The organism is Verrucomicrobiia bacterium, assembly GCA_019634625.1.
Classification (GTDB): domain Bacteria; phylum Verrucomicrobiota; class Verrucomicrobiia; order Limisphaerales; family CAIMTB01; genus CAIMTB01.
Genome location: JAHCBA010000007.1, coordinates 172,821 through 189,035, shown reverse-complemented (window position 1 = coordinate 189,035; position 16,215 = coordinate 172,821). Strand labels below are relative to the sequence as shown.

The 16,215-nt window shown below is 66.1% G+C and carries 7 protein-coding genes; all 7 read left to right on the top strand.

Annotated features, from left to right (window positions below):
- The first annotated feature begins 93 nt into the window (after positions 1 to 93).
- The 7 genes from KF833_06460 (at position 94) to KF833_06430 (ending at position 16,060) form a co-directional block, all read left to right on the top strand.
- Positions 94 to 2,067 carry a PKD domain-containing protein gene (locus tag KF833_06460; protein MBX3744936.1) on the top strand — a complete coding sequence of 658 codons (1,974 nt, stop codon included), beginning with the start codon at positions 94 to 96 and terminating at the stop codon, positions 2,065 to 2,067.
- A 399-nt stretch (positions 2,068 to 2,466) separates the two neighbouring features.
- Positions 2,467 to 10,056, top strand: a complete 7,590-nt coding sequence (locus KF833_06455; protein ID MBX3744935.1) for a VCBS repeat-containing protein — start codon at positions 2,467 to 2,469, stop codon at positions 10,054 to 10,056.
- 37 nt (positions 10,057 to 10,093) lie between these two features.
- Positions 10,094 to 10,642 carry a hypothetical protein gene (locus tag KF833_06450; protein MBX3744934.1) on the top strand — a complete coding sequence of 183 codons (549 nt, stop codon included), beginning with the start codon at positions 10,094 to 10,096 and terminating at the stop codon, positions 10,640 to 10,642.
- Between the two features lie 53 nt (positions 10,643 to 10,695).
- Positions 10,696 to 11,604 carry a DNRLRE domain-containing protein gene (locus KF833_06445; protein MBX3744933.1) on the top strand — a complete coding sequence of 303 codons (909 nt, stop codon included), beginning with the start codon at positions 10,696 to 10,698 and terminating at the stop codon, positions 11,602 to 11,604.
- 357 nt (positions 11,605 to 11,961) lie between these two features.
- Complete coding sequence (locus KF833_06440) at positions 11,962 to 12,366, top strand: hypothetical protein (protein MBX3744932.1); 405 nt, start codon at positions 11,962 to 11,964, stop codon at positions 12,364 to 12,366.
- Complete coding sequence (locus KF833_06435; protein MBX3744931.1) at positions 12,363 to 14,588, top strand: c-type cytochrome; 2,226 nt, start codon at positions 12,363 to 12,365, stop codon at positions 14,586 to 14,588. The genes KF833_06440 and KF833_06435 overlap by 4 nt, the downstream gene beginning before the upstream one ends.
- On the top strand, positions 14,585 to 16,060 hold the full coding sequence (locus tag KF833_06430) for a hypothetical protein (GenBank protein MBX3744930.1): 1,476 nt from the start codon (positions 14,585 to 14,587) through the stop codon (positions 16,058 to 16,060). The genes KF833_06435 and KF833_06430 overlap by 4 nt, the downstream gene beginning before the upstream one ends.
- The last annotated feature ends 155 nt before the right edge of the window (positions 16,061 to 16,215 follow it).

The following is a 16,215-nucleotide window of genomic DNA, read 5'->3' as shown; positions in this document are numbered from 1 at the left end:
AAGGCCCGAATACCGGCCAACAGCCTCGCCGCCCGCCTTTGTTGGCCGGGCCGGGCACTGACCGCCAACCATGAAAGTCGCCTCGCACGAATTATGAAAACCATCCGTTCCATCGCCAGGCCGCATACTGCCTCGTTCCGGCTTGTCTGTGCCTTCACCCTATGGGTCATTGGGCTGATGGCCGTGCCCGCCTCGGCCGGCGTCGTCACCCTGATGGTCGTGGACCAGCACGGGCAGGAGATACCCGGCTCCCAGATCAACGTGCTCTCCCAGACGGTAAACACCGGGGACAGCCTGCTGCTGCCGGAGGGCACGCAGCATTTCCTGGTGTTGCCGGGCCTCCGCAGCGCCCCGAGCACCACCACGGAACTCTACCGAACGGAAGCCTACGAAGTGACCGGGGCGACCACGGAGATTGTCTTCGAGTGGATAACCTCGACCTACACCGTGCGGATCACGGACCAGCATGGAGTGGACATCCCGGTTTCCAGATATGCCACGACTGGGCCCTCGACATACATCAACGCTGGCGATCTGGTCACGCTGCCCATCACCGATGAGAGCGTGTATCCAACCCTGAACGGCGGTTACAGGGATGGTTACTTCGTGAGCCTGTTCCCGGGCCTCCGGGGCGCACCGAGCACGAGCACGGAACTCTACCGATACGCTGAAGGACCTTTCGAACTCTCCGCCGAACCTGCCGAGTTCGTCTTCGAGTGGATCACCTCCAGCTACACTGTGCGGCTCACGGACCAGCATGGTGTGGACATTCCCGCCTCTACTTTCTACGCCACCGGAATGTCCCCAACGACGCTCAACGTCGGAGATTCCGTCACGCTCCCCATCACCGACGAGAGCGTGTATCCGAAGATGGCTGGCTTCTACAAAGACGGCTACTACACGGTCGTGGCGCCGGGTCTCAACGGTAATCCCGGCAGCGGCACCTTCCTCGGCCGCCTCGAGTATAATCTGGAACTGGGAACTGCGCCTGCTCAATTCACCTTCGAATGGACCCAGCACCAATGCCCGCTGGAGATCCGGGATGCCGCCAATGCTCCTGTTCCCGGAAGCAACCTCGTCCTGCCTCCTTACCTTCCCGGCTTTGCGCCGGGACAGTCCGTGACAATCCCGGTCAACGATGTAGCCACGTATCCGCTCATCGGAGGTTACTACGCCTCAAGTAACTACGGCTATTGGATCACCGTGACGCCCGGCGACATCGCGCCGACCTCCGATACGATCTACCTCACGTTGTCGGCGGCTGGTGAGTTCACGCCGTCGTCCTTTAGCATCGGGGGCAACGCCTACAGCCTGGCCCTGGCCTGTGACGACGGTTGCGAGCCGCTGGCGGTCGCCAGCCTGACGGCTCCGGCCGCGCCGCTTGCGCTGGGCACAGCGGCCACCGTGACCGCGCACTTCGCCGCCGACAACGGCTTCGGCCGCATCTGCTCCTTCGCCTGGGGTGACGGCACGCTCGACCCCGGCCTGGACGCCAGCGCCACGACCGTCGCCGCCAGCCACATCTACGCCAGCCCCGGCGTCTATCGCGTCACCGTCACCGCCGAGAACGCGTGTGGCGACGTGGACATCGCCGTGCATGAGTTCGTGGTGATCTACGATCCCGAGGGCGGATTCGTGACCGGCGGCGGGTGGATCACCTCCCCGGCCGGCGCCTACGCCGCCAACCCCGCCCTCACCGGCAAGGCCAACTTCGGTTTTGTCGCCAAATACCAGCAGGGTGCCAACGTCCCGACCGGCAACACGGAGTTCCAGTTCAAGGCGGGCAACCTGAACTTCAAGAGCACGAGCTACGACTGGCTGGTGGTCGCCGGAGCCAAGGCCAAGTTCAAGGGCAGCGGCAAGATCAACGGCGTGGGCGATTACGCCTTCCAGCTCACCGCCACCGACGGCCAGGCCAACGACGGCGGTGGCACGGACAAGTTCCGCATCAAGATCACCAGCAAGTCTGGTGGCGGGGTGATCTACGACAACCAACCCGGCGATTCCGACACCGCCGACGCCAACACAGCGCTGGGCGGCGGCAGCATCGTGGTTCACAAGCCGTGAGGAAGCTCCAGCTCATGCGCCAACGTGAAGTCGCGCAGCGAGGAAATGAAAAGTCAGAGCCTCGTCACCTCGTCTCCTACGGCTGGCGAGAAAGGGCCGCCGCGCGTTCATCGCGCGGCGGCTTCCGCGTGGAAGCCGGGGGCTGGAGATGCGCCGCTTTATGGGCGCACTTTTTCAACCTGGTGGCGCGGGGTTCCAGCCGAGTCAGTCAGTTCCCGCGAGGAAGCATTTTCCGCTGGCTCGGCTGGAACCCCGCGCCAGCGGGGAAATCCCCGGTCTCAAGACGGTTTCAGCCACGGTGAATGGATGCGCCCCCTCCTCACTCCGCGTGAAAGATTTTATCCTGACACCCGAATACCGGACTGTCAGCGTTCGATCCTCAATCCCCCCTGTCAGGCCATGCAGACGCCCCTCTCCGCGCCCGGCCCGCTTTCTCCTGCCACGCGTCCGAGGTGTCCCTCCCGCGCCCGGCCAAGGCCCTTCCAACTGTTCGCCGGCCTGCTGCTGGCGGCCGGCCTCACGCTGACCGCCCTCGCGCAGCCTGCGGCGCCGGCGCTTGAGGTCGCGGTCGAGCCCGGGGGGCAGGTGGTGCTGGCCTGGCCGGGTTCGACCACGGACTTTGTGCTGGAAGCAGCGGATCAACTCACCGTGCCGCTGTCCTGGGAGCTCGCCGTTGAGCCACCGGCTCTGGTAGGTGACCGGTTGACGGTCACGGTGGCGGCCGCCGGGGTTGCGCGCTTCTTCCGGCTTCGCCACGAGCCGCAGCCGGGGAACCGCCCGCCGGTGCTCGCCCCCGTCGGTGACCGGACGGTCATGGTGGGCGGCAGCCTCGCCTTGCAACTGTCGGCCGTGGACCCCGAGGGCGATCCGCTGCTCTTCTTTGCCTCCCCGGTTCCGCTGCCGGCCAATGCTGCGCTTGATGCGGCCACCGGCGTCTTCACCTTTCGTCCGGGCCCGGCCCAGGCCGGTTCCTACGCCCTGCTGTTTGGCGTGAGTGACGGTGAAGCCACCGACACTGAGACCGTGTCCGTGTCCGTGGTATCACCGCCGCCCGGAACCGCCACGGCCATCACCGGCATCGTGCTCGACACCACGGATGCGGTGGCCGGCGCGGAACGACCCGTGGCCGGCGTGCGGGTATCCCTGCTCGGGGTTGCCTCGGAGGCGCTGACCGGCGCCGACGGTCGCTTCACCCTGACCAACATTCCCGGCGGTCCCCAGGTGTTGGACCTCGACACCGGTGAGGCGCAGCTCGCGCCGGACGGTTCCCTCTACGCCGGCTTCCGCGAGGAAATCGTGCTGCTGGAAAACGCGGTCAACGTCATTGAGCGGCCGTTTTACCTCCCGCGGATTGCCGCCAACAGCCTTACCACCGTCAATCCCGCGGAGACCACCGTCGTCCGTAACGCCGATCTCGGCGCCGTCCTCACCATTCCCCCCAATACGGCAAAGATGGATGGCACCAACTTCACCGGACAGATTTCCATTTCGCTGGTGCCGGAGGCGCTGGCCCCGGCCGCCTTGCCTGAGGCGCTCGGGTTCGGGGTGCTGATCACGATCCAGCCGGTCGGCCTGACCTTCGCCACGCCGGTCAGGCTCACACTGCCCAACGTGGACAACTTCGCGCCGGGCACGCTGATGGACCTCTGGTCCCTGGATGCCGGCATAGGGCAGTTCGTGGCGGTGGGTGTGGGCCGGGTTTCTGCCGACGGCCGCAACGTGGAAACGATTTCGGGCGGCGTTCGGTCTTCGGACTGGCATGGGTTCGTGGGGCCGCCGCCCGTCCCCCTGAATGCCGCCCAGGGCAGCCCGGACAATATCGCCTCGCTAATCCGCCAGCCCAATGACTGTCCCGAGCCTGTTCCAGGCGGGGCCATTGATCCGGCCAGCGGCGACCTTACCGTCGTTCACGCGCTCACTCCGGCCCGGTCCTTGGGCGAACCGCGCAGCCTGGAGTTCATCTACAGCAGCCAAGCCGCCGACCCGATGCCGACGGTCGCCGTGGCCACGCAAATCCAGGGAGCCCCGGAATCGGTTTCCCTGCGGCCCAGCTTCTTCGGGATTCGCGGCAGCGCCACGCACACCCGCACGCGCGGCCTCGCGGTGGGGCAGACGATCCGCCAGACCGCCATCCTGGACGCGGCCAACGTGCCCACCGGGGTGCATCCGGTCCGCGTGGATCTGTTCAGCCAGTTCACCCGCTCCTCCGCCGGCAGCGGCTTTTCGACGGAGACGCTGGTGCTCAATCACCGGAACAGTTGCCTGGGCGTGGGCTGGTCCATTGGCCGCGTGGCGCGGCTTCACGCGCAGGCCGACGGCAGCCAACTGCTCGTGGAGGGAGCCTCCGCCCTGCGCTACCGGCCCACGCTGCTGCCTGATGGCACCTTCCGCAGTGTCAGGAACCATCTGGTTGGGCCCTTGCCCAGCGGGGTCAACTCCCTGGCCGTCGCCGACTTCAATAACGACGGCGCGTCCGACTGCGTCGTCACCACTCCGTTTATCGGCGGTGCCTCGTTTCCCGGCTCCTTTGCCGTGCTGCTGAACGATCGCCAGGGCGGCTTCGCACCCGGCGTGCAGGTGCAGTTGGGCAATGAGGGAGGCGCCCGGGTGGTGGCGGCCGACTTGAACGGCGATGGCAACCAGGATCTCGTCCTGTCCGTTCCCCGCTTCGCGCAGTTCCCCGGGCGGCTCGTCACCGTCCTCGGCGATGGGCAGGGCGGTTTCGGAAATCGCCAGGTTGTGGCGGACGGACCGGACTTCCGGGACGTGGTGACGGCTGACGTGAACGGCGACGGCCACGCCGATCTCCTGGTTTTGAACGCCACCACGGGTGCCGTGGCCGTCTTCCTCGGTGTCGGGGATGGTGCCTTCCAGCCCCAGGTGGATCTCGCGCCCACCCCTCGTCCCATCACCTTGGCGGTGGCGGACCTGAATCGGGACGGCCGTCCGGACCTGCTGGTGCTCGACAACGTCAGCGGCAGTTTTCTCGCGGACGCATCCCTTTCGATTTTCCTCGGCAACGGGGATGGCAGTTTCGCGCCGCAGCCTGGCCTTCCGCTCAGCCGCGCGCCGATCAACCTGGTCACCGGTGACTTCAACCGGGATGGCCATCCGGATGTCGTCATCAGCGCCAATCCGGTGTTCACTGCAGATCCTGCCAGTGTGGAGATCTTTCTGGGAGACGGGCAGGGCGGCCTGCGGCCCGGAGGTGTTTTCACGGCCACCAGCAATTTCCAGTTTCCGCTCCGTGCGGCGGACCTCGACGCGGACGGCGCGCTGGATCTGGTCTTTGTCACATTCGGCAACCAAACCTTCCAGGCCGGCGTGCTGCTGGGTAACGGCGGCGGCGGCTTTGGCGTGCCCCGCATTTATTACGTTGGCAACAATCTCCGCGACCTCGCCCTGGCGGACGTGACTGGCGACGGCCGGACCGACCTGCTGAGCACTCCTTCTAATAGCCAAAGCATCTCGGTGGCGGACGGGGATGGCTTCGGTGGATTCGTGACGGCCCGGATCCTCTCCCCGGCAAACGGAATCGCGATCGCGGGGCGTCAGGGCACTCTGATTCCCGGCGACTTCACGAACGACGGCTTGCCGGATGTCTTTACCCTGGCGCCTGGAGGAGGACAGGTTGTGCCGGGTGACGGGGTGACGTTCCAGTTTCCCTATCCCAGTATCTCCGCCTACTTCTCTTCAAGCTCGGATGCGGCGGCGGATCTTGACCGCGACGGCAACCTGGACGTCGCGGCCATCACCGGACTCTTCGCGAACGAACTGAGCGTTCTGCTGCTAAACGGCCGGGGTGGCGAGAAGACGCGACTCACTACCCCGATTCCCGACTCCATCACCTGGCTTTCCTCCGCCGACTTCAACGAGGACGGTTGGCCTGATCTGGTGGGCCTGCGCCCGTCCGCCCGGCAACTGCTCGTCTGGCTCGCCCGGGGCAACGGTGAATTTGATCCTCCAACCCAACTGAGCCTCGCCCAGTTCCTTTCCTCCGACGGCCCGTTCGGCGTGGGGGATGTCAACGGCGACGGCCATGTGGATTTGGCCGTGCCCCGAAACGCCGCCGTCGCGGGCGAATCCGCTGACATCCATCTCTTTCTTGGGGATGGCCACGGTGGATTCACCGCCGCGGCCCGGCCGGTCATCGGCCAGGGTATCGCGGCCACCGGCTCCCGCATCGCGGACGTGAATGGGGACGGCTTAGGAGACATTGTGACGCTCATCCCACGGAACTCCGTTCGCGTTCACCTGGGCACCGCCGGTGGCCCCCTTGGGGCGGCCGTGGTGTCGCCGATCCCGATCGCGTTGTCCGAGGCCGGCGCGGAGATCCTCTTGGGTGAGTTCACGGGCGACGGGCGGCTCGACGTGGCCCTGCGCAGCAGCGGCTTCCCGGCCGTTTTCATTCTGGCCGGCGACGGTGCCGGAGGGTTTGTCTCCGGCGCGGCGGGTGTCCAACTTCCCCAGAGCACCGAGTCCCTGGCCGTCCTGGATGTGAACCAGGATGGCGTGCTGGATCTGGTCGGCGGCCTGGGCGGCGGGCAGCAGTCGCTCGTGTTGCTGGAGGGCAAGGGCCGCCCCGACAACAATACCTTCCTCAGCCCACCCGGAGACTTCGCCGTCCTGCTCAAGAACGGCGACGGCACGTTCACCCGCCGGCTCAAGAACGGCACGCGCTTCGAATTCAACGCCGCCGGGTTCCAGACCGCCGTGGTGAACCGCAACGGCAACACCACCGCCTACGCCTACGAAGGTGAGAAGCTCATCCAGATGACCGACCCCGTGGGCTTGAAGACTCTCCTTGCCTACGCCGCCAACAAACTGACGACGGTCACCTCCTCCGATGGGCGCGTGACCCGTTTCGAGCACGACGCGGCGGGGAACCTGGTCCAGATCACCGATCCGGGCGGGAGTTCCCGGCAGTTTGGCTTCGACGCACGCAGCCGGATGGTATCCCAGACAGACCCGGTGGGCGCTGTGAGCCGCTACGCCTACAACTCTGCCGGCCAGGTGATGCGGGCCGAGCTGGCGGACGGCAGCACGCGCCAGTTTTCACCCACCGCCGCCGCCGGTCTGGCCGACCCCGGCACCGGCCTGGGCTCCCAGGCAAATCCGTTGCCAACGTTGCTGCGAGAGGACGTCGCGGGCGCGACCACCGACGGCAACGGCAACGTCACCGCGTTCAAGACCAGCCCGGCGGGCGAGTTCAACGACGTGAGCGCGCCGCTCGGTGTCCGCTCGGTCATCGCGCGCGACCGCAATGACCTGCCCACCCGCATCGTGCGCGCCAACGGCCGGGTGGACGTGATGACCTACGACGAGTGCGGGAACCTCAACTCGCTCACCGAAGCCGTGGGCACGGCCTTGGAACGCCTTACGACCTATGTCTTTGCTGCCAACTCGGACCGCCTGCTCAGCCGCACCGACGCCGAGGGCTATACCTGGCGCTACGAATACGATGCCAAAGGCAACCTGACGAAACTGACCAACCCGCTCGGCGGCATCCGCCGCTGGGAATACGACGCGCGCGGCCTGGTGACCGCGCGGATTGACGCCAACGGCAATACCAATCGCATCCAATACGACGCGAAAGGGAACATCGTGGGGGTGATTGACGCGCTTGGGCATCGCCGGGAAGTCACCCGCGACGAGGCCGGTCGTCCCACCGAGATCGTCTTCGGTGCCGGCACGCCGGAGTTCCGGCGATGGGCTCTGGACTGGAACAGCCGGAACCAGCTCGCCTCCTCTACCGACGGGATGGGCGCGAAGACCACCCGCAGCCACGATGCCGCCGGACGCCTGGCGGCGGTGCAGCGCCCGCTGGTGCCGGCGGTCGAGGCGATCTACGACCCGGTTGGGCGCATCTCCCAACTGCGGCATCCGACCCGCGGCACCACCACCTTCGAGCGGGATCCCGGCGGGAATGCCAGGCGGTTCATCAACGCCCTCGGTCACGCCGGCTCGGCCGCCTTTGACGCCCTCGATCGCCCCATCGAATCCACCGATCCCCTGGGCGGCAAGGTGCGCCGGACCTTCGACGTGATGGGCAACGTCACCTCCGTCACCGACGCCAACGGCCACACGACCCGCTTCGAGTTCGACCTCTTCGACCGTCTGGCCGCCTCGATCAATCCGCTTGGCCAGATCCGGCGCTACAGCTACGACCGGCTCGACCGTCGTATTGAGATCACCAAGCCCGATGGCGTCGTGATTTGGCAGGAGTTCGACTGCTTGGGGCGTCTGACAAAGATCACCACGCCGGACGACGTGGCCACCTATGCTTATGATGCCAACGGCAACCTGCTTTCGGCGGAAGATGGCGACAGCGCCCTGGCCTTCACCTACGACGCGCGCAACCGGCTGCTCACGTCGCGGACCCTCCCGCGCGGCATACAGCCCGAAACCATGCTCACCTACCATTACAATGCCGTTGGCGAGCGGACCGGCTACACGGACAGCTTGGGCAATGCCACCACCTATCGTCGGGATGCCGCCGGGCGTCTCATCGGACTGGGTTTTGCCCCGGATTTGGAAGCGGAAATTGAGCGCGACGCCGCCGGCCGGCAGCGGGCCGCGGCGTATCCGGGAGGCTTTCGCAGCGCGTGGATCTACGACGAGACCGGTCATCTGTCGGGGCTGGAGCATGGTTCTGTTGGTGTCCCGCTGGAGGGCTGGCAATACGCTCGCGACCCCCGGGGGCGGGTCACCACCAAGACGGGTCTGACTGAGACACGCCGTCTGACCTACGACGAGCGCGGATTCCTTATTCGGGGCGGCACGGAAGCTGCACCAGAGATCTATGCCTGGGATGCCGCGGGACGACGGGTCGCTTCGCCTTATTCCAGTAGCTTCGACTACAACGAGGCCGGACGAATCACCGAGGACGAGCACCGGGTTTATTTGGACGATGCCAATGGCAATCGCATCCGCGAGACACGCAGGAGCGACGGCGCGGTGAAACTGTATGCGTATGACGCGCAGAACCGGCTGGTCCGCGCCACGCTCCCGGGCGGCTCGACCAAGGAATACCGCTACGACGCCCTGGGGCGGCTCATGCAGGAGCATTTCCGGCCGGCAGAAGCCCTCGCGTCCCGTCAACTGAGACCCCACAGTGAGGTTCCGCCGGAGGAGAAAAAATTCACCTTCACCTTCGGTGGAAATACCGGGGGAGATTCCGGTTACCGCTTCACCATCACTGACACTCCAGATGGCACCACCACCGAGACAACCCATTCTGCCGGAACCATGACGCCGCCGGAGGGGGTGACCATCACCTTGCCTAACCCGGCACCGGACAGTGGTTACACGATTACCGTGAAGGATGAGAACGGCAATAAGACGGCCGAGACCCCCCCGGCTGGGCCGCCGTCCTACATGCTGCTTTGGCGGGATGATGGAACGCCTATCATTGTGCCGCTCCCCGGAAACTCGGGCCTGACCATCACTGTTGATCCGGACACGGAGCAGGGCGTGGGGCCGACCGGCGGGGATCGAAGAGACGCGCAGACAGGCGAGGCGACCGGAAGCGGAACGGAGTCGGAGCCTTCGTTCCCGCCGATCTCCGACGAACCAGCAGGGTCGAGCGGGAGGTCTCGTACGAAGGCCGCCCCTGCAAACCCGGATCTTGGAGACTGCTACCTCCCAGTGTATGACTCCTGGGCGTCGGAGGCTGGAGGGCGTCGGCCATCGCGCTCAGAACATCTTCAGACAACAGATCCCATTACGGCTTTAGGGCACTATCTTAGCGATCCTCGCAATAGGTTGAACTGCGATGATTATCGTGGTCGATCAACTGTTTTCAGGCAAAATGGTCATGAATGGATCCCGACGGATGCAAATGGTGAAACTTACAATCCTTTCGATTTGGGCCTTGAGTGGGACCCCTCCCCACCTGTCTTCGGACCGGAGCTTCCCCCGCCTCCACTGCCCCCCGAGCCCGTAGAGGATATCTTGGAGGAGATAGACGAGGTGCTGGTGCCCGCTTGATGCGAACAAGCTCCAACCATCAACCCGGCCTGATAAAATGGCAAAATCCACGATTCGTCGCCTCCATTTCTGCCTGCTGCTCTTCTGCCTTGTCGGCTGCCGTTTGTTTCGGCCTGCCGATAACAATCCAGGCCATGTGTTCTACGAGATCAGCGGCAGCATCCGTCTGGTGAACGACTGCGATGGTCGGCAGGCATCGCTGCCCGACAAGGTCACGGTCTTCACAGTCCTGGAAACCGCGGACGGACGCATTGGAGTAAACGGGAGCGTCACTGTGCCGTTGCAGACCGATCCCGTAGCGCCGTTCGACCCGGTTATGGTCGGATTCTATCGCCTCAGCGTCCGCTGGCCGGTGGTCGCCGGGAACCCCGTCCGGTGGACTGCCCCCATCCTCATCACACCCGGCCGTCGGCCTCCTCCGACGGTCCGCCCGCCTCACCTCAACCATCGCCGAATCTGCGGCCAGTTGATCTGCCCGGACGGAACCGGAACCTGTCGGAACGTCGTCGCGGAGATGCCGGTGCCTGCCACAACGGCTCCGCACGTCACCCTTCACGACCTCATCGTCGTATGCGCCTGCAATTGAACGTCAAGGTGCTCCATCGCCGCACGGAAATGAACACCAAGCCAGGAACTCTTATGCCTGAAGGAACCTCCGCCCGCGACGAATCGCCCGGTTGGCACCGGGCCACCCTTTCCCTCCTCCTGGTCGGACTCTGGCTATCAGGCACCGGTTGCAGCGCCATCCGGAGACTGGTGTGCTGCCCCGAGGAACCCCGCCGTGACTGCTGCACCAGTGTTGCCCAAACAGGACGGATCGAGGGCCGGGGAACGGAATGGGTGTCCCTCTGGATTACCGCGTACAAGGACACCTACGTGGACCGGCGGGAGCCGGACCGGCGGTTCGGCTGCGAGCCGGACGTCCGGGTGGCCTCCCTGCTGGTGGAGCCGGTTCCGGTGACCCGGCGGACCTACGTTCACTTTGTGCTGCCCCGCCTGCCGGCGGGCAGCCAGATCGGGAAGGCGTTCCTCAACCTGTACAACCCGGACTTCAGCAACCCGCCGGAGAACGCACCCATCCACGCCCGGACGGCCGTCCGCCACTGGGATCCCTGCGATCTCACCTGGAACAACCAGCCGGAGGAACCTGGATTTCTGAGTTCCGCGGATTTTGGCATCAAGTACCGGAACCGGGACTGGTGCGGCCCCACCGCCAGCATCCGGCAGTTCATCGAGCCGATCTTCGCCAACGCCGCCGCCCACGAGGGATTCATAATCTTCACCCCGGTTCAGCCGAGCCAGCAGAAGGCATTCCTCTCGAACAATCACAGCTCCCGCACCGCCAATGACCTGGGCCTGGCCCCGCGTCTTCTGGTGCGGGTCAAGCTCCCCCCCGGCACCACCGCCGCCGACATCCGCATCCCGCCCCTGCCGGCCGACAACGACCTCGGCGCGCTGGGCGTCCATGTGCTGCTGGTCGCCGTGGCGGATGCCGCCGATGACCTCGAACCATTCCCTGCCGCTTGGAACGTGTTTGAAGGGCCGTGACCAGCTTCGCTCCAGTCCAAATGACACGGAACAGCATCCTTGACCGGCGCTGACCTGTCTCGGCCGGGGTTCGCGACCGACGGAAACCGGCTTGGAGACACCCTCATCGGTCATCAACCAGAACCATCCCATGCCACTCGAACCCCACTATCACCCGTCGCTGCCCTGGTGAGGGACGGCCGACGTGCCGGACGCGTGGGATGGGTTTGCATCCGGTCCACCATCTCCCTTCCAAGGCGCCGGCTCAGACCGGACGTCCGCACCGCAAATCACGCGCAGCTCTGGGGCGCTTGTGCCGGCCACCACCGAGGCGCCTCGGCCGAAGCTGCCATTCATCTCAACGAGGCGGCGTATCTCGTGGACCTGATGCTCGCACAGCGGCCAGACGTGCGCGAGGCGACGGTCCGGAGCGGCGAACGGCTCCGCATGCCGGCATGGAACGATTTCACCACCGACCAGCCCGAGTGGCGGGGGCTCGCGAAGGATCCAGTGCTCGGCTCGTCCGGCGTCTCCCCCCGCGACTACCATGACGCCCTCGCGCGTGGCATGGGCGGCAGCGAGACCGATCCTTTCTGTTCCTGCGGCGAGGAGAATCTGCCGGGCTGCCCTGTCGACCCGTATTCGACCAGGAACATCCTGATCCAAGAACGGGCGCTCCATATCCACCTGCGCGGCATGGCGAGCGTGGACTGCGGTTTCGACACCCGCGCAAGAGCCTCCTACGATGCCGCGATGAAGGCCGGCCCGGGGAGAGACGAATGATCAGGATCTTGCTGTCAGCGCTTGGGGCGGTGGCACTGATCGGGCCGGCCCACGCCGCCCCGCCGTTTGTCGCCGGCCTGGAGCGCGCGGGCACAGAGCCGATCGCAGGCGCGGTGCTTGTGAGCGAGCTGGGTTGCACCTCATGTCATGCGAGCGAGCAGCAGGCGTTCGTCGCGAAACCTGGACCGGATCTGTCGGCAGTGGGTGCACGGGTGAACGCGGCGCATCTGCGGCAGTTTCTCGCGTCACCCTCCGGCGTGAAGCCGGGCACGACCATGCCGGATGTGCTCGCGCATCTGCCGGAGCCGGAGCGCGACGACGCGGCGAACGCGCTTGCCCACTTCCTCGCCACGCTGGGCCGTCCGGAGAAATCGGGACTGCCGGAGCCGGAAGCGGTGGAGCGGGGCGCAAAGCTGTATCACGCGGTCGGGTGCGTGGCGTGTCATTCGCCGGAGAGCAACCTGTCCGGCTCGGTTCCGCTGGGACCGCTGGCCGAAAAATACACCGTCGCCAGCCTGGCGGGGTTCCTGGAACGACCGCTCGACGTGCGTCCCGGTGGACGGATGCCGGATTGCCGGCTCGAACGTAGGGAGGCCGCGGACATCGCAAGCTACCTGCTGCGCGGTCAGAAGGCGCTGCTGCCCGCCTTTGCACCGGAGACGGCACTGGCGGATCGGGGCCGGCGCTTGTTCAGCGAACATCGTTGCCACGCCTGCCACCGGACCGGGGAGACAGCGGTCTCCCCCGTGCTGCCGGCCCTCAGCGGGCTGCGGGCCACCGAAGGATGCCTCTCGCAGGAGCGCGGCGCGTGGCCGCATTACCCGCTCGCGGAGAACCAGCGGGTCTCGTTGCGGGCGGCCATCTCGGATGCAGCCAAGGACTGGACTCCTGGGGAGCATGTCTCGCTCGCGCTCACGCGGCTGAACTGCATTGCCTGCCATTCGCGCGATGAGTTGGGCGGCGTCGCCGCGAATCGCAGCGAGTATTTCACCGGCACAGACGAAAACCTCGGGGACCAGGGCCGCCTGCCGCCACCGCTCACCGGCGTGGGCGCGAAGCTCAAGGAACGGTGGCTGCGCGAAGTGATCGCGAACGGCGCCTCCGCGCGTCCGTATCTGCACACGCGCATGCCGAAGTTTGGTGCGGCCAACGCCGACGCCCTCGTGGACGCCTTGAAGGCGCTCGACACACTCCCTCCGGCCGAGTTCACCCGCGTCGCCCCGGACGGGAAACCGCATCAGGTCGGTCGTGAACTCGCGGGCAGCAAGGGCCTGAACTGCGTTGCCTGCCACACCTTCCGCGAGAAGGCCGCCGGGAACATCCTCGCCCTGGACCTGATGACGATGGCGGAGCGGCTGGAGGAGAACTGGTTCCATCACTACATGGCCCACCCGCAACGCTTCTCGCCGCTGACCCTCATGCCGGTGTTCTGGCCGGACGGAGAATCGCTGCTGCCCGATCTGCTCGGCGGCGATCCGGGCCGGCAGCGTGACGCCCTCTGGCAGTATCTGGAGCAGGGACCGGACGCGGGGGAACCTGCCGGCTTCGTGCTGGAGCCGCTCCTCGTCGTGGTCGGGGACGAGGCCGTGATCATTCGCCGGGCTTTTCCCGGCATCGGCAAGCGCGGCATCGGCGTCGGCTACCCCGGCGGCATCAATCTCGCCTTCGACGCGGAGCAGATGCGGCTCGCCTCCGTGTGGAGCGGTGGGTTCATCGAAGCGTCCGGGCTCTGGCGCGGTCAGGGTGCCGGACAGGCACGCCTCCTCGGCCGGGACACCGTCACGTTCCCTCCCGGCCCGGCCTTCGCCGTCCTGACCGAACCGGACACGCCCTGGCCGGCCTACGATCCCACGCCACGCTCCCGGTCCTCCTCGTTCAAGGGCTATACGCTCGACGACCGGCAACGTCCCCGGTTCCGGTATGTCGCGGATGGCATCGCGGTGGAGGATTACTTCCGCGAACGACGTGAGGCCTCGGGGCGCGTCCACCTTGAACGCACGCTGAGGTTTCCCGACGTCCCGCCCGCCGGACTGCACCTGCGGGTCGCCGCCGGAAAGTCCGTCGAGGCACGCGGCGCGAATGAGTATGCCGTGGGCGGGAGCATGGTCGTGCGCCTGCCCGCAGCGGGCCTGGTGCGGCATGCGGCGGACACCCAGGAACTCCTGCTGCCGGTGGCCGGTGGCGAGTTGAAACTCGAATACCAGCTCAACGCCAGGCCATGAGACTTCGTCTTTTCACCCCACTGTGCCTGCTCCCGTTCGTTGTCATCGCCGCCGGCGAGTTTGGAGATACGTGGGGCACTGCCGAGCGCGAGGCGGCCTACTACCGGCTGGTCCATGTGCCGATGCCGGAGGGTGTGTATCTGGAGGCGGGCAGTTTCGTTTCGCTGCCGGATGGACGGCTCGCGGTCGGGACGCGGCGCGGAGAGATTCTCCTGTTCAGCGGCGTGAGCGACGAGAATCCGAAACCGCGCGTGAGCCCATTTGCGAGCGGACTGGACGAAGTGCTTGGGCTGGCTTGGCGGGACGGGGCGTTCTACGCGACACACGCGACGGAGGTGACACGCATCGCCGACACGAATGGCGACGGTCGCGCGGATCGTTACGACACGATAAGCGACGCGTGGGGCTTTGGGCACTATCACGAGTTTGCGTTCGGCTCGAAGTTCGATCCGGCCGGGAATCTCTACGTGGCGCTTGGGCTGTCCGAATCCTACAACTCCAAGGAACTCTTCCGGGGCTGGGCGCTGAAAATCACGCCGGACGGAAGGACCATTCCGCTGTGCAGCGGCCTCCGCAGTCCGCTGGGTGTGGGTGAGAACGAGCACGGCGAGATGTTTTATGTCGAGAGCCAGGGACCGTGGAACGGGGCGTGTTCGCTCAAGCACCTCAAGCCCGGCGGGTTCATGGGTCATCCCGCCAGCTTCAACTGGTATCCGTTTGCGACGAACATGGGGCCGGCCCCGGTCATGCCGAATTCACCGTCGCGCATGGAAGTGGAGCGGAAACGCGTGAAGGAACTCGTGCCGTACGCCGTGGTGTTTCCCTACAAGAGGATGGGGCGCTCCATTTCCGCGTTTGAGGTCTGCCGGGCGGGCGGGAAGTTCGGGCCGTTCGACGGGCAGATGTTCGTCGGCGACTATTCCCTGAGCATCGTCATGCGCGCGACGACCGAGTTGGTGAACGGGGTGTGGCAGGGTGCTTGTTACCCCTTCCGTGAAGGGCTCGGCACGGGAATACTCGCCGTGCATTTCACGCCTGACGGCAAACTCATCGCCGGCGGCACGAACCGCGGCTGGCCCGTGCGCGGCATGAAGGACAACCTGATCGAGCGCCTCGACTGGACCGGGAAGACACCGTTCGAGATTCTCGACATCCGCGCGCAGCCGGACGGCTTCGTGGTGCGTTTCACCCGCCCCGCCGACCCCGCGTCGGCCGCGCGCCCGGAAAGCTACGCGCTGCAAACCTACACGCACATCTACCAGCAGGGCTACGGCAGCCCCGAAGTGGACCACACGCGCCCGACCGTTACCGCCGCCGAAGTCGCGCCCGATGCGATGAGCGTGCGCCTGCGCGTGCGGGGACTTGTGCAGGGCCACGTTCACGACTTTCACCTGCCGTCCTTCCAATCCCGCGACGGCGAGCCGCTGCTGCACGACCGCGCCTATTACACGCTGAACGAAATCCCGAGGTGAGGTCCTGAAGCATCTCATCCAACGGGTCCTCCGTACGGTTGCCGAGGACCTCATCAGGATGGGAAAGGGAGCGGAGCTTCCCGGGGCAGGACGACGAACGACGAACGACCGGATCGTGGCGATGGGAACGAAGCCTGGACTGGGAGAGGGACAGG

Bases quoted from the DNA above. Each gene is read 5' to 3' on its own strand.
- KF833_06460 (MBX3744936.1), top strand. From the start codon at position 94: ATGAAAACCATCCGTTCCATCGCCAGGCCGCATACTGCCTCGTTCCGG.
- KF833_06455 (MBX3744935.1), top strand. From the start codon at position 2,467: ATGCAGACGCCCCTCTCCGCGCCCGGCCCGCTTTCTCCTGCCACGCGT.
- KF833_06450 (MBX3744934.1), top strand. From the start codon at position 10,094: ATGGCAAAATCCACGATTCGTCGCCTCCATTTCTGCCTGCTGCTCTTC.
- KF833_06445 (MBX3744933.1), top strand. From the start codon at position 10,696: ATGCCTGAAGGAACCTCCGCCCGCGACGAATCGCCCGGTTGGCACCGG.
- KF833_06435 (MBX3744931.1), top strand. From the start codon at position 12,363: ATGATCAGGATCTTGCTGTCAGCGCTTGGGGCGGTGGCACTGATCGGG.
- KF833_06430 (MBX3744930.1), top strand. From the start codon at position 14,585: ATGAGACTTCGTCTTTTCACCCCACTGTGCCTGCTCCCGTTCGTTGTC.